Source organism: Pseudomonas sp. Irchel 3A7 (assembly GCF_900187565.1).
Taxonomy (GTDB): Bacteria; Pseudomonadota; Gammaproteobacteria; order Pseudomonadales; family Pseudomonadaceae; genus Aquipseudomonas.
The window spans coordinates 68,927-83,365 of sequence record NZ_FYED01000019.1 but is presented as its reverse complement, the minus strand read 5'-3'; the positions used below and the strand labels follow the sequence as shown (position 1 = coordinate 83,365).

General features: G+C 58.1%; 16 protein-coding genes. 15 read left to right on the top strand and 1 reads right to left on the bottom strand.

All coding sequences use genetic code 11. The features are described 5' to 3' along the window. Positions 1-11: 11 nt before the first annotated feature. The 13 genes from CKW21_RS27140 (at position 12) to CKW21_RS27080 (ending at position 9,219) form a co-directional block, all read left to right on the top strand. A complete protein-coding gene (locus tag CKW21_RS27140; protein ID WP_170948746.1) occupies positions 12-2,030 on the top strand; it encodes a phage terminase large subunit family protein in 2,019 nt (672 codons plus the stop codon). A 2-nt stretch (positions 2,031-2,032) separates the two neighbouring features. Further along, the gene (locus CKW21_RS27135; RefSeq protein WP_095196938.1) at positions 2,033-2,254 is read left to right on the top strand and encodes a DUF6148 family protein; all 222 of its coding nucleotides are present in this window, start codon (positions 2,033-2,035) and stop codon (positions 2,252-2,254) included. After that, complete coding sequence (locus tag CKW21_RS27130; protein ID WP_095196937.1) at positions 2,251-3,861, top strand: phage portal protein; 1,611 nt, start codon at positions 2,251-2,253, stop codon at positions 3,859-3,861. Before CKW21_RS27135 ends, CKW21_RS27130 begins: the two co-directional genes overlap by 4 nt. Positions 3,862-3,863: 2 nt before the next feature. Then, positions 3,864-5,213: a S49 family peptidase gene (locus CKW21_RS27125; protein WP_095196936.1), complete on the top strand. Its 1,350-nt coding sequence runs from the start codon at positions 3,864-3,866 to the stop codon at positions 5,211-5,213. Positions 5,214-5,258: 45 nt separating this feature from the next. Further along, positions 5,259-5,672: a cytoplasmic protein gene (locus tag CKW21_RS27120; protein ID WP_095196935.1), complete on the top strand. Its 414-nt coding sequence runs from the start codon at positions 5,259-5,261 to the stop codon at positions 5,670-5,672. Between the two features lie 39 nt (positions 5,673-5,711). After that, positions 5,712-6,656, top strand: coding sequence for a Mu-like prophage major head subunit gpT family protein (locus CKW21_RS27115; RefSeq protein WP_095196934.1), 945 nt, complete (start codon positions 5,712-5,714; stop codon positions 6,654-6,656). 33 nt (positions 6,657-6,689) lie between these two features. Further along, positions 6,690-6,932, top strand: a complete 243-nt coding sequence (locus CKW21_RS27110; protein WP_095196933.1) for a hypothetical protein — start codon at positions 6,690-6,692, stop codon at positions 6,930-6,932. Further along, the gene (locus CKW21_RS27105) at positions 6,922-7,113 is read left to right on the top strand and encodes a hypothetical protein (protein WP_095196932.1); all 192 of its coding nucleotides are present in this window, start codon (positions 6,922-6,924) and stop codon (positions 7,111-7,113) included. The genes CKW21_RS27110 and CKW21_RS27105 overlap by 11 nt, the downstream gene beginning before the upstream one ends. Beyond that, the gene (locus CKW21_RS27100; RefSeq protein ID WP_095196931.1) at positions 7,106-7,393 is read left to right on the top strand and encodes a hypothetical protein; all 288 of its coding nucleotides are present in this window, start codon (positions 7,106-7,108) and stop codon (positions 7,391-7,393) included. Before CKW21_RS27105 ends, CKW21_RS27100 begins: the two co-directional genes overlap by 8 nt. Positions 7,394-7,395: 2 nt before the next feature. Beyond that, positions 7,396-7,848, top strand: a complete 453-nt coding sequence (locus CKW21_RS27095; protein ID WP_095196930.1) for a hypothetical protein — start codon at positions 7,396-7,398, stop codon at positions 7,846-7,848. A gap of 11 nt (positions 7,849-7,859) precedes the next feature. Continuing rightward, positions 7,860-8,615 (top strand): hypothetical protein, encoded by a 756-nt coding sequence (locus CKW21_RS27090; protein ID WP_095196929.1) that lies wholly within the window; start codon positions 7,860-7,862, stop codon positions 8,613-8,615. Next, the gene (locus tag CKW21_RS27085; RefSeq protein ID WP_095196928.1) at positions 8,612-8,962 is read left to right on the top strand and encodes a hypothetical protein; all 351 of its coding nucleotides are present in this window, start codon (positions 8,612-8,614) and stop codon (positions 8,960-8,962) included. The genes CKW21_RS27090 and CKW21_RS27085 overlap by 4 nt, the downstream gene beginning before the upstream one ends. A gap of 65 nt (positions 8,963-9,027) precedes the next feature. Continuing rightward, complete coding sequence (locus CKW21_RS27080; protein WP_141233035.1) at positions 9,028-9,219, top strand: hypothetical protein; 192 nt, start codon at positions 9,028-9,030, stop codon at positions 9,217-9,219. Here CKW21_RS27080 and CKW21_RS27075 read toward each other — a convergent pair whose 3' ends face one another. Then, positions 9,220-10,434: an FRG domain-containing protein gene (locus CKW21_RS27075; protein WP_170948745.1), complete on the bottom strand. Its 1,215-nt coding sequence runs from the start codon at positions 10,432-10,434 to the stop codon at positions 9,220-9,222. 100 nt (positions 10,435-10,534) lie between these two features. Between CKW21_RS27075 and CKW21_RS27070 the strand changes: the two genes are divergently transcribed. Both CKW21_RS27070 and CKW21_RS31315 read left to right on the top strand, forming a co-directional pair. Further along, the gene (locus CKW21_RS27070; protein ID WP_095196925.1) at positions 10,535-13,294 is read left to right on the top strand and encodes a hypothetical protein; all 2,760 of its coding nucleotides are present in this window, start codon (positions 10,535-10,537) and stop codon (positions 13,292-13,294) included. A gap of 259 nt (positions 13,295-13,553) precedes the next feature. After that, positions 13,554-14,228: a hypothetical protein gene (locus CKW21_RS31315; RefSeq protein ID WP_141233034.1), complete on the top strand. Its 675-nt coding sequence runs from the start codon at positions 13,554-13,556 to the stop codon at positions 14,226-14,228. Positions 14,229-14,439: the final 211 nt, after the last annotated feature.

Below are 14,439 nucleotides of genomic sequence, written 5' to 3'. Positions count from 1 at the left end.
CAGCGGAGTACTTGAGCACCAAGTTTTACCTGCCCGCCGAAAGCGGCGTGTTGCACGGCCTCTACGACTTCCACTACACGCCGTATTTCCTCGGTGTCGCCGCCGCGCTGGACGATCCGCGTGTCAGCGAAGTCGACCTGATGAAGGCCGCTCAGATCGGCTGGACCTGGTTCCTGATCGGTTACCTGTTCAAGTTCGTCCAGTTCCTGCCTCGGCCAATCATGATCCTGTTTGCCAAGGAGAAAGACGGGAAGAACTTCCACGATGAGAAGCTTAAGCACGGAGTGACTGCGAACACCGAGGTCAACAAGTTGATGCCGGTCGATACCAGCCGGACCTCCGGCAACCGCTGGGATCACAAAAGCTTCCCGGGTGGCTTCCTCAAGTTGGTGGCGTCGAACTCGCCGGGCAACGTCAAGTCGACGTCGTCCGTGGGGTTGTCGGTGGTCGAGGAACCCGACGACACCAGCGACGACGTGAAGGGACAGGGCGATGCGATCGCCCTGCTCGAAGAACGCGGCAAACGCTACCCGGGCTCGAAAATGCTGGTGGGTGGAACACCGGCAATCAAGGGCGCGAGCAAGACCGAAGCGCGTTTGGCGCAGACCGATTGCCGGGTGCTGCCGATCACCTGCCACAGCTGCGGCCAGGCTCATGTGCTGGACTTCGCGCACATCAAGTACCTCGACATTGCCGAGGGAACAGAGCCACACGAAATCTATGGCCGTGCGGATCCCGAAACTGCCGGCTACGCCTGTCCGCACTGCGGGGAAATTTGGGACGACTACCAGCGCAAAGAGAACATCCGCAATACGGTGTTTAACGCGATCGAGGCCGGTGATTCGTACTGCGGCTGGGTGCCGACCAAACCCTTTGCCGGGCGTGCCGGTTTCATCGAACTGAACGAACTCTATGCCTGCCTGCCCGGTACCAGCCTGGCGGACATTGTGCGCGAGCAACTGAATGCCGAGCACCGGGCTGAAATGGGCGACCTGTCCCTGTTGATCAAGTTCGTCAACCAGAAGCAGGGTCGGGCTTACGAGTACAAATCGGATCTGCCAGAAGCTGACAAACTGGCGGAGCGGGCTGAAGACTATTCCGAGCTGTTCGTCCCCATGGGCGGGCTGGTCCTAACGGCCGGCGTCGATGTCCAGCATGACCGGCTTGCAATCATCATCCGCGCCTGGGGCCGGGGCGAGGAGTCCTGGTTGGTCTATTGGGGAGAGATCCACGGTCAAGTGGTGTTGCCGGATGAGGGCGTCTGGCTTGACCTGGAGAAGTTGTTGTTTTCGCCGATTCCCCACGCCTGCGGCGCCAAGTTGAAGGTGCTGGCCGTTTCGCTGGACACCTCCGATGGCACCACCACCCAGGATGCGGCGTATGCGTTTTGTCGAAAGCATCAGCAACGTGGGGTGATGGCGATCAAGGGGGCGAGTGAGCGCGGCAACACCCGTGATGATGAGCGCAAGGAAATCTTCAGTGCGCCCCGGCAGGGCGTGGACACCGACAAAGAGCAAAAGGCCTCGAAGTACGGCCTGCGGCCTTACATCGTCGGCACGTCTCGGGCCAAGGATCTGTGGATCGAAGGTCGGCTGCCGCTGACCGGCGATGGTCCTGGCCGGATGCACTTTTACAAGACGGTGCGGCCGGACTACTTCCGGCAGATCACCGCCGAAGTGAAGGCACCCAGTCGGCGGTATCACTACCGCAAGGTCTGGCAGAAGAAGGCCGGCGAGCCGAACGAGGGGACGGACTGCGAAACCTACGCGCTGCATGCAGCCCGGTCGTTGAAAACGCATCTGCTGAATGAACACGACTGGGCAGCATTGGACGCGCAGATCCGACAGGGCGGGTTGTTCGATTCGCCGCCGGTGGAGCCTGAGGCCGAGCAGGGTCCGGAGCCCGCAACGGCGCCGGAAAAACCTCCAACACCACCATCCGCTGAACCTACCGATCTCCCGTCTGCTGGCGGGAGAGTTGTTTCTGGGCGCCGCAGCGCAATGCGCGTGCTCTCCCAACGCAGGAACTAAATATGGCCATCACACTGGAACAAGCGCAGAACCAGCTGCAGGCCTGGCTCGATGCGAGCATCAAAGTCAGCCAGAAGCAGAGTTACCGCATTGGCACCCGCCAACTGAACTATGCCGACGCGGCGGAGATCACCCGGATGATCGATTATTGGCAAGGGCAGGTTGATCGTCTGACCAGCGGTCGGCCTCGCGGCATCATCCTGCGCGGGATCACACCGTTATGAGCCGCGCGCCGAAGGTTCCTGAGCCCTCGCTGCTGGACAAAGCGATCAGTTGGCTCAGCCCCGAGCGCGGTGCCAAGCGCATGCACGCGCGCATGACGATGACGGCACTGGGCGGTTACAGCGGGGCCTCCAAGGGCAAGCGCTCGCTCAGTGCCTGGCGTACTACGGCGGGCAGCGCTGCTACTGATCTGCTGCCCGACCTGCCCATCCTGCGGGAGCGCTGCCGCGACTTGGAGCGCAACAACCCCATCGGCGGCGGGGCGATCAATACGGTGGTGACCAAAACGGTCGGTACCGGGCTAGCACTCAAGTCGATGGTAAACCGCCAGATCCTGGGCTGGGATGAAGAGCGGGCGCGTGAGTGGCAGCGCAACACCGAATCGCTGTTTCGATCGTGGGCAGAAACCACGGCCTGCGACATCACCCGGGAGCAAAACTTTTACGGCCTGCAGGATCTGGCCTGGCGTTCGGTGTTGAGCAGTGGCGATGTGTTCACGCTGCTGACGCACAAGGAGCGGCCCGGTCAGCACTACTCGGCGTGCTTGCAGTTGATTGAAGGCGATCGCGTCTGCAACCCGGACAACAAAGCGGACACCGAGACGCTGACCTCCGGCATTGAGCGTGATGCCGATGGCGAGCCATTGAAGGCGCACATCATGCGCAGCCACCCAGGTGCGTTGGGCGTCAAAGAACGCAAGTGGGATGATCGGCCGTTCTTCGACGAACGTGGCAGTCGGGTGTTGCTGCACCTGTACCGGCGGCGCCGTGTGGGCCAACCGCGCGGCGTACCGTATCTGACGCCGGTGATCGAGAAACTCAAGCAACTCGATCGTTACACCGATGCGGAGCTGGAAGCCGCTGTAGTGTCGGCATTCTTCGCGGTGTTCATCAAGCCCGGGACAGGCGGCAATCTCAGCCCGCTGGCGTCGGCCGCGACCGGTAATACGCCGGTGGGCGGTGATCGTCCGGCCGGTCGTGAGTCGGGCGGCTGGGACGGTTCGCTCAGCGGCGGCATCGTCGCCGAGCTGGACGACGGCGCCTCAATCGATACCGCCGCGCCGGGTCGTCCCAATCTGGCGTTCGACCCGTTCGTGTTGGCGATGCTCCGGCAGATCGGCATGGCCCTGGAGCTGCCGTATGAGGTGCTGATCAAGCACTTCACTGCCAGCTACACCGCCGCGCGCGCGGCAGTGATGGAGGCTTGGCAGTTTATCCGTGGGTGCCGCGACTTCCTCGGCAACGACTTCTGCCAGCCGGTGTATGAGCACTGGCTGGAGGAAGCGGTCGCCCATGGCGATGTCGATGCCCCAGGTTTCTTTGATCACCCGCTGTTGCGATATGCCTACTGCGGCTCGCTGTGGGTCGGCGACGGACCGGGCACGGTGGACCCGCTCAAAGACATCAATGCGGCAGAAAAGCGGATCAATATCGGCGTCAGCACGCTGGCCAAGGAGTCGATGCTGTACGACGGCAGCGACTGGGAAGAAAACCACGAACAGCGTGCCGTGGAAGTCAAACGGCGCCAAGCCGATGGATTGACGGCAGCACCTGCTGAACCACCCGGCGATGGCCCGCCACAAAACCCCGATTTACCTGAACGGACTTAATCATGAGCGACAACCCAACCGATCCACCTACGGGGCACCGGGTGACGGCGTTCGACTTGGTGTCGCGTGAGCCCTGGGCCATCACCCCGGACATGCTCCACACCATCGCCGCTATCGCCCGCCGCGAACATGAACGGCCAGAGGCCGTCGAGGCACGCCAGGGGCGACCGCTGCAGAACAGTCGCACGGTCACCCAGCGCGGCAATGTGGCGCTAGTCCCGGTCACCGGGCCGGTCTTTCGTTACGCGAACTTGTTCACCGCGCTGTCCGGTGCGACTTCGCTGGACGTGCTGGCGAAGGACTTCACCGCCGCTGTGGATGACCCGCGCACCGACAGCATCATCCTGGTGATGGACACGCCGGGCGGCCAGGCCAGCGGCATCGCCGAATTTGCCCAGATGATTCGGGCCTCTCCCAAACGGGTGGTGGCTTACGTGTCGGGCAACGCGGCCAGCGCCGGCTATTGGATGGCCGCCGCCGCTCACGAAATCGTCATGAGCCGCACTGGCGCGGTGGGCTCGATCGGAACGGTGCTCACCGTACGCACCAACAAGGATGACGGCAGCGTCGAAATTGTCAGCAGCCAGAGCCCGAATAAGCGGCCTGACTTTGCCACCGAACAGGGTAGGGTCTTGGCCCAAAACCACGTTGACCGCCTGACCAGCATCTTCATCGAAGACGTTGCGAATTATCGCGGCGTGAGCGTCGACAACGTCCTGGCCGACTTCGGCCAGGGCGACATGCGCATTGGCGCTGACGCCGTTGACCTGGGCATGGCCGACCGTGAATCCACGCTTGAATCCCTTATCGCTGAACTGAACAGCACCTCATCAGGAGATCGATCAATGTCTACCACCGCGACGAAGCCAGGCACCGAGCCAGGCGACAAGCCCGTCATCAACCGTGAATACCTGGCCGCTAACCATGCGGAGCTGTTGGCCACCCTGGAGCACGATGCACACGCTGCTGGCGCCCGCGCCGAATGCGACCGCATCAAGGCCGTCGAGGCGGCGGCCTTGCCGGGTCATGAAGAGCTGATCGCCAGCCTCAAGTTCGATGGCAAGACCAGCGGTGCCGAAGCGGCAGCCCAGGTGATTGGCGCCGAAAAAACCAAACGTACCGAAGCCCTGGCGAACATTCGCAGTAACGCAGCGGCACCGGTACCCGGAACTCCCGAGCCGCCGAAAACCCCTGAATCCAAGGGAGAGGATGCGGATGCGCCGCTTGAGGAACGCGCCAAGGCGACATGGGACGGCGATAAGGATCTACGCGCCGAGTTCGGCACCTTCGAGGCCTATCACGCGTACCGCAAGGCCGAGGACAAGGGGCTGATCAAAGTCCTGAAGAAGTAACCCCGCGCACCTAACCCCCCAACTTTTCGGCTCTGGAGAACACCCATGCCTCTGCTCCTCGATACCCCGCGCTCGTATGAGACCGGGGACATCAATGAACTGCCCGTCGCCGGCTCCGTCCAGATTTTTGAAGGCTCGGCGGTGGGGATCAATTCGGTCAATGGTATGGCCCGGCCGCTCGCCGCCGGTGACCTGTTTGTCGGCTTTGCTGACCGCAATGCCGACAACCGCCTTGGCGCTGCCGGTGCGCTGCGTGTGCGTCTGCGTGAGGCCGGCAAAATCGAGGTGCCGATCGCGGGCCTCGCAGTGACCGACATCGGCAAGCTGGTGTATGCCAGCGACAGCGGCGCATTCACCCTGACCGCCCTCAACAACAGCCTGGTCGGGCATATCCACCGATTTACCAGCAGCGGGCTCGGCATCGTCAAGTATGCCGCGCAGGCCATTCCGGCCGCGTAATCAAACATTCGATCGCCACCTTCATCAGGAGAATCACCCATGGGTGCTGAAGTACTTTCCAGCCGTGCCGTCATCGGCACGTTCTACGAACTGCTCGAGCAGAACACCGGGGCCACCTGGATCGATCTGCTGTCGAACTTGTTCGATTCCGATCAGGCGAAGGAAACCTATCCTTGGATCGGCAGCGTGCCGACCCTGCGTGAGTGGATCGGCGGGCGTCACGCCAAAGGCTTTATTTCGGCTGACCTCGAAATCGAGAACCTGCACTTCGAGGCCACCATCGAAGTCCTGGTCAAAGAGTTGCGCCGTGACAAAACCGGCCAACTACGTATCCGCCTCGGTGAACTGGCCGACCGCACCAACTCGCACTGGGCGCGCCTGTTGTCCGCGTTGGTGCTCAACGGCGAAAGCCAGGTCTGCTACGACGGCCAGTACTTCTTCGACACTGACCACGAGGAAGGCAAAAGCGGCGTGCAGTCGAACAGGATCACCACCGACATCAGCGAACTGAGTGCCACCCTGCATGGCACCCCGAGCCGGCCAAGCCCTGAAGAGTTCCAGCAGGCAGTGGCCAAGTCGGTGACTCAGCTCACCAGCCTGAAGGACGACCAGGGTGAGCCGATCAACGAACTGGCGCGCGAATTTCTGGTGATGGTGCCTTTCAGCCTGTTGAGCGTCGCCCAGTCGGCCTTGACCGTGCCGCGCGGTACCAACATCAGCGAAATCGTCATGCCGGACAATGTCACCGTGCGGGTGATCGGCAACGTGCGTCTCAATGCCTGGACCGACAAGTTTGTCACCTTCCGTACTGACGGACGCCTGAAAGCGTTCATCCGTCAGCAGGAAACGGACGTGGTGATGAAAGCCAAGGCCGAGGGATCGGAATTCGAGTTCGACAACGATGCGCACCAATACGGCGTCGATACCTGGCGCAACGTCGGGTTCGGTCGCTGGCAGTACGGCGTCCTGAACCAGCTGGTGTAAGCCTCCGGCGTTCATCTCACAGAGGACAACACCATGCCGAAATACCGTGTGGATCAACCCATCACCCTGTATGGGGGTGAACTGATCCTGACCGATGCGCAGGCCAGTGCTCGAGCACACAGCCTGGAGCAGATCAAAAAAGGGCGCTACACCATCATCCAGCCCGTGCAATTCAAGGTCGGGGAGGAAATCGTGATCCCCGGCGAACCGGACAAGGCCCTGGCGCAGCGAGTGACCAAGCTCGAACGAAAGGCGGGGGCGTCCAATGACGAATAAATCCTACACCGTGCTGTCGGGTTCCTTTCGCGACCACAACGACGCAGTGATCGGCGTCGGTGGCACTGTCGAATTGCCCGATGATGTGGCAGTCCGTTTTCGCAACCAGTTGTTGGAGATCAAACAGAAAGGGGCACCGACCAAGTCCAGCGGAGCGGCCAAGGAAGGCCCTGATGTTTGACGAAGATCTCGCGGGCTTCCTCGAAGACTTCGATGCCGGCGGGCTGGTCGATGGCCAGCCGTTTCTGGCGGTTCGGGATATGCCGGATGAGATCCGGGCCATGGCCGGCATCAACAGCCAGTCGACCTTTTACGAGATCCTGGTCATCACCGCCGAGGCTCAGCGGCTGGCTATCGACAACGGAAAACTGATCAAGGTCGGCGGCGTTGCTTACAGGGTGCGCGACCGCCTGATGATCGATGACGGGGCATTCAGTCTCGTTTCACTCACCGAGATTTAATCATGCCTTCGATACAGGACCGCATCGTCCAGCGGGCGCAGGCGCTGATTCTGGCCGCCGGTACGTTGGCCGAAGATCGGGTGTTTCGCAGCCGCACCGAGGCTTTCACGCGCAAGCAGACCCCGGCGATCGTGATCCGCCCGGATCTTGAAACCACCGAGCGTGAGAGCCACACGGTGGATCGCAATCAGTTCGAGCTGTCGGTGGAAATTCTTGCCCGTGAAGACACCGTGACCAGGGAGGCGTGGGATCAAGTCGCTGACCTGGTTAAGGTCGCTGTGCATGCGGTGCTGATGGCAGAAGACGCGTTTCCCGAAGCGGATCGCGTACAGCGCTTTTACATCGACTGGATAGAAGAGGAGGGCGACAACACCGCAGGCAACTGCATGGTGCGTTACCGCTTCACCTACCTGTGCAACGCCGGCGATCTGACCTCCGGCCCCACCTTTTACTGAGGAACACAACCATGCAAATCGCATTCGGCAGCGGGCTGTTTTATGCCACCCCGCTGATGGACGCCTTCGGCAACGCCATCTCCGCACCGACACCCATCCTGCTGGGCATCATGCAGGAAGCATCGGTCGATCTGTCCTTCGACTCCAAGGAGCTGTTTGGCAGTGAGCAGTTCGCGGTCGATGCGGCACGCGGCCAAGGTAAGCTCACCGGCAAAGCGAAATCGGCGCAGATCAGCTTGTTGCAGTGGAACCAGCTGGTGTTCGGTCAGACCCTGACGACTGGCCAGGTGCTGGTCCATCACGCAACGACCCCGACCGCTATTCCGGTCGGCGCCGAGATCATCGTGACCCCACCGGCAGGGGGCTCGCTCTCGGGTGATCTGGGCGTGCGTGGCGCGGGCGCGGTGCCGCTTGTGCGCGTGCTGAGTGCGCCGACCGCTGGGCAGTACACCTTTGATGTGGCGACCGGCGAATACGGTTTCGCTGCGGCTGATGTCGCCACGCCGGTGTTCATCGACTATCGCTACACTGTGCAGACCGGCAAGAGCCTGTCGGTGCGCAATTTGCCGATGGGTGACATGCCGGTTTTCCAGGGTGAGTTGATCCTGAAATACAAGGGCAAAAGCATTTATGTGCGGGTGCCCAATTTTGTCAGCAACAAGCTGGGCATCGCTACCAAGCAGGACGATTACACCATTCCGGACTTTGAGTTCACCGGCTATGCCGATGAGTTCGGTGAGGTGTGTTACTGGAGTGCAAACGAATGAGCACCGTGAACATCCCGGGCATCAGCTACCCGTTCCCGGGTCAGACGTTGGTTATTCCGCCGCTGTCGTTGGGTGACCTGGAGCAGTTGTTGGATCGGATCAATGCGATCGTCGCCGGTGGCATGGACCGGGGCAGTATTGCGACGGTGATCGATGCCACGCACGCGGCGCTGCGCCGCAATTACCCGGACATGCCGCGAGAGGAGGTGGCCGGCTTGCTGGACCTACGCAACATGCGCGAGGTACTGAACGCCGTGATGAGTGCATCCGGCATGGAGGCGCAGCCAGTGAATGAACAGGGGGAAGTGCTGGCCCCTTTGACTGGGGCCAACTCTACGCTCACCTGATTGCCAGTACCGGCCAAAGTCCGGTCACGCTGCGGCGTGATTGGGATATGACGATGGTGGGGCACATGACCGACTACTGGCGTCACCATCCGCCGGTTCATGTACTTGTCGCGGGTTACATGGGCTACAAACCGGAAACGCAGGTCGCTGATGCCCCTGATCTTGCCACCAACCTTGTCAGCTTGGCGGCGGACCTACGAGACGAATTGCCGGAACACTTACGGGGAGCCTTGGATAGTTTTATCAAAGGCTCTTGACTACCTTTTTTTGGCCGATCGTCTGGGGGGGATTGGGTGAGTGACCACCAACGATGCTTTCCAGAAGTCGCTTAGTCTTGTTTTGTCTTCAAGATCGTAGAAGTGAATCAGTTGATTGATTACTTCCTTGTTGTGTTTTGCAATGTTGAGGGCGATGGTAGGGAGGATGACTTCGTGCTCTTCTCCGGATTTTTTGTCTTGATAGGTTCTCATTGCGAACCAATATAGGTGGTCTGCGAATGATGATACCCACTCCAGAGCGTGTAGGCCCGGAGTGTTAGAGGTGAATTCCGGGTACGATATTTTTTCCAATGTTTGCCGGCATAGGTTTTTTAATATTCTCCTAGGGGTGTTGTGAGTTATTGTTTGCTTGTTTATGAGGTCTATAGTTTCGTTGTTGAATTTTTCAAACCAGGGAGTTGTGGGTAATAAATTGGTTGGTGTTGAACTTCTCATTGATTTGAAGTCTGGGTCGTGAGGGAATTCTATTTTAATAAGCCAGTTTTGGAACTTTTTAAAGTCATAAGGGTTTGTGTGTAAAAAACCACCTCGTTGTAGATATAGCCGGTTGGCAAAAGGCGGTGGCATTACGATGGCGGCACCATCATGTATGAAGTCTTGAAGGTCGAACATGAAAACAGCCGATGTTTCAGGTCTTTTCTTTGAGGTGGAGGAGCAAGCAAAATGTATGGCTACCGCAGGATCGGCGGTGATATCAACAAAATCTGTTAGAGAAACCTGATAATGCTGAGCTGTTGCTTTTATGTCAAATTCTGAAAGAAGTATACCTATTGAATTTTGTATTTCTTTTGTCTTCATCAGTAGTGTGAAGTATTCGAGTTTCTTTTTCTCGAGCTTCTGATTTGTATCTGTCCTATGAAATGAGGGTATCACACCATAGGATGAGTTTGCTTGGCCTCGAAACACTGGTGAAGGAATGTCTATTGGGTGTTCGATAGAGCTTACATTAATGGCTTTTTGCTGCCAGAAGTATAGGAAAACCCACGCATGCCAGGGTGATTCCATTTTTATAATCGAACTACCTTGAGGTTTAGAGTGCTCTAATAAGTTATTAATATTTTCTTTGTGATTATCTATTAGGTTTTGTAATGGTTTGCTTGTGGCTTTTGTAATGCGCACCACAGGCCCAAGTTGTTTTAAGTTGAGCTTGTGGAAATCGATGTACAGGTCTTTTGCCCAGTTTTGACTTTCCATGACTGAATGCTCAGTGGCGTTGGTTGTTTTGAACATTCATGCAGTTTAGATGGGTTTTTTAGGTACGGCGGGTCAATGCAGGTTATGAGGTTAACGTGGCATGGATAGAAATATCGCGTACCAGTTCACTGCCGGTACCCAGGGTTTTGATCGGGCGGTGGATAGCATTGAGCGCAACATGCGTGACGCTCGAAGCACCTTCAATCGCGAGCTCAAGGCGATCAACACCGACATGGTCGGCAGCCAGGTGCAGATCAGCCGTCTGGGTACGGCTGCCAATGATGCTTTCGCCTGGGTGGGTTCCAAACTCAAAGGTGACCTGTTGGCGTTGGGCGCTTCAATGGCGGCGGTTTTTTCCGCAGTGGCGATCAAGGATTTTGTGGCCGATAGCAAAGCGGCCGCCATCCAGCAAGAAGCCGCTTACCGTGGCCTGGAGGCAGTGGCCAATCACGCCGGCGTCGGCATCGGTCGGGCCATGCAAGAAGCGCAGAAGTTGTCCGCTGACGGCTTGCTCAGCGTAGGGGATGCCGCCAAAGCTCTGCAAAACTTGCTGAGCCGGGGGTACAACCTGGATCAGTCGATCGCGGTGATCAATCGTCTGAAAGACGCGGCGGCCTTCAACCGTCAAGCCAATTTAGGATTGTCCGAAGCAGTGTTAACCGCCACCGAGGGTCTGAAGAGCGAAAACTCGGTGCTGGTCGACAACGCTGGCGTGACAAAAAACGTCGCCAAAATGTGGGACGAATACGCCAAAAGCATTGGCACCACGCGCGACAAGTTGACCGAGTCCCAGAAGGTCCAGGCCGAATACACCGGCATCCTCAAGGAAACCGAAGCGCAGGTCGGCAATGCGGAGAAAGCGGCGAAGGGGCTCACCGGTAGCCAGGCCGAACTGGACGCCAAAAGCAACGAGCTGAAGGTCACGGTTGGCACCATCCTTGAACCTGCTTTCATCAGCCTGAACAAAACCTTGGCCGAGACAGCGAGCTGGTTCAACGGCTTGCTCAAGAGCATGACCGGCGTAGGTTTAACGGTCGATGACGTCGCCGGCAACATCGCCCGCCTTGAAGCTTCTTTGGCGAACCTCAAGGAAGGCCCACGAGGCGGCGGTGCCCGGGGGCCACTGGAAGGCACACTGCAAGAGCAGCGTTTGCTCCTGGAACAGCTGCAGTTGTCATCGGACAAGATCGACGAAGTCGACGCGGGCATGAAGACGCGCCTGGCTCGCATTGAAGAGCAGCGGCGTAAAGTTGCGGCGATGGCCGCCACGGGCGATACCGCCTTATCCACCAAGCAGCAGGCGCAGTTGCGTCCCACGGCCTATGGTCTTGAAGTCAGCCGTCTGACCAAGCTCGAAGAGTCGTATGCCGCCGCCATTAAGCGGCGCCAGGAACTGCAAAAGGGTACCGAACCACCGGCCAAGCCCGCGCCCGAAGACAGCGGCGGCGGTGCCACCAAATCCCGGGTCAGTCAGTGGTCCGAGGTGTTGGACGCGCAGAAGGTCGCCCACGCCCAGCAGCAGACAGAGCAAGGCACCTACTACCAGTTTTCGCTTCAGCAAGAAGTCGAATACTGGCAGGGGATTCTCAAACGCACCGACCTGAGTGCCTCCGAACGTCTCGGCGTTCAGCGCAATTACCTGGCCGCACTGACGGCCATGCGGCGTCAGGACGAAGGTAAAGCGTTCGCGGATCTGCAGGCTCAGGCGCAGCAGTATCGCAACAACATGGATGCGCGGTTGCAGATCGCCCAGCAAGCCTTGGAGCGCAGCCAGCAGTTGTACGGCCAGGATAGTCAGGAGTATCGCCAGGCAGCGGCGGAAGTGGTCGCGATCGAGCGGGAGAAGCAACAGCAGATCGCGACGATGAAACAGCAGCAGCTGGCCGCCGATCAACAAGCCCGATTGGGCAACATTGCCCATGCCGAACAGATGGCGCAGTTGAACCTGCAAGCCAACCTGATCACCCAGGGGCAATTGCTGCAGGCGCAGGCCGAGTTTGAGCAGCAGCGCTACGCGATTGAGGTGGCGGCGTTACAGCAGCGCAAAGCCTTGCTCGATCAAGACCCGGACCGCAACCCGGTCGCCCTGCAGCAGGTTCAGCTACAGATCCTGGCGCTGGAACAAACGCACCGCAACAGCATGGCGGTCATCGGCCGGCAGCAAACTCTGGAGTCGCAGAATAATTGGAGCGGCATGCTGAGCAGCATTCAGTCGAGCTGGAGCAGCGGCCTCTCCGGCATTCTCACCGGAACGATGAGCACTCAAGGCTTGCTGCAAGGCATCTTCGGCAGCATCGGCACCGCGTTTATCGAGAACATGGTCACCAAGCCGTTGATGGCCTGGATGTTCGGTGAAACCGCCAAGACCGGCGCGACCGTGGCCGGTGTTGGGGTGCGTACCGCAGCGGAGGCGGGTGGTGCGGCCATGTCCGTGGCGATCTGGGGGGCGGCCACGATCAAGAACATTATCGCCAGTGCCTGGCAAGCGATGGCCGGTGCCTTCGCCGCCATGTCGGCGATTCCCATCATCGGTCCCGTGCTGGGTGTCGCGGCTGCTGCGGCAGCCGGCGCCTTCGTGTTTGGCCTGGTGAAAAACGTCGCGTCGGCCGAAGGCGGCTACGACATTCCGGCGGGCACCAACCCGATGACCCAGCTTCACGAACAGGAAATGGTTCTGCCCAAACAGTACGCCAACGTCATCCGCCAGGCGGCGAATGGCGACGGGCAACTGGGTGGCGGTGGCACCTACCACTACAACGATTACAGCGGCCGGATGACGCCGGCGGACATCCGGCGTAATGCCCGTGTATTTGCCGAGGAGATGCAAAAATTAAGGCGCAATGGCGCGATTAAAACTTAGCTGTTTATTTCAAAATGGCTTTTATTTGCGCATGTTTAGACTTTTTCTGAGAACTGGTTGATGTCTGTTTGTCTGCTAGATTTAACTTGTTGTCGGAGCAGGCTTCTAGGCTAAGGCTCGGCGGGCTTGGTTAGCAGTTTCCAATGCCCGTGATGAATTGGCATTATGCCTTTTAAGTTTTAGGCATCATTCGGGTCGAGCTTACTGTCTTCAGGTTTCCTTGGACTGAATAGTGATCACTTGATAGAGGTCTTTCAATATGAAAAAGGCTAATGTGTTTCCAAGTTCTTCGCGTTGGGCGGCATTTGATAATGTAGAGAAGGTTACCAGTGACTTGAGTGAAACAGATGTTGAGTTCTTTCGGGCACTTGGCCGCTTGCTCATTGATAATAATCAGACGGGTAGGTTTTCTGTGACGCTATTGCATTCACATTTTGACGTGGCGAATGATGAGTTTTTGGGTGAGGTCGTCGAGCCTTGTGGAAAAAAAATAGAGACCCGCGTTTATCACCAAAGCATGGCGGAGAAAGAATTTCCCCAGTTGGTACCAAGGTCATGGTGTGTAAGGGACGGTGAGATTCACCCGTTAACCTATATCGATAGGCCTCAGTTGAAGCAACACCCACTAGAAGAAATTGATTCTGAACTCGTAGATCAGATAGTGGAAATTTATGATCGGTATGGTGTCTGTAAACGGTTTGGTTTGGCACATCCAGGGATTCAGCAGGAGCCAGGCATTGCCTGGGTGGAAAGTGAAAGTGTAGGTGAGCGTCGCCTATCGCAAGATCGTGTTCCTTTTGAACAAATTAATAGTGCTGATGTATTAAATACTATGTGGGTGTTTGATGATGTCGGTCGGCATGTCATCGTTTTGGGGTGCTGCTATAGAGACAAGAATGGACATCAGTGGCGGCATGCTTCTGGCCGGTGTTAGGCATGCCGTGTAGATCTTTAGAGGGATGAGTGCTGTGGGCGAAGTATAAATACTTGGCCCGCAGTACTTTATTTGCTCTGGTGTTTTTGTTGCTGGTTTGTTTTGGTGCCTGTTATTGATGTCCTTTCGAGTGGCTTATTAAGTTGGTGTTCTTCGTACGTACTCTGCTTTAGATTCTTAATATTGAAGGGTCAGCTGAGTGTCTCGTTAA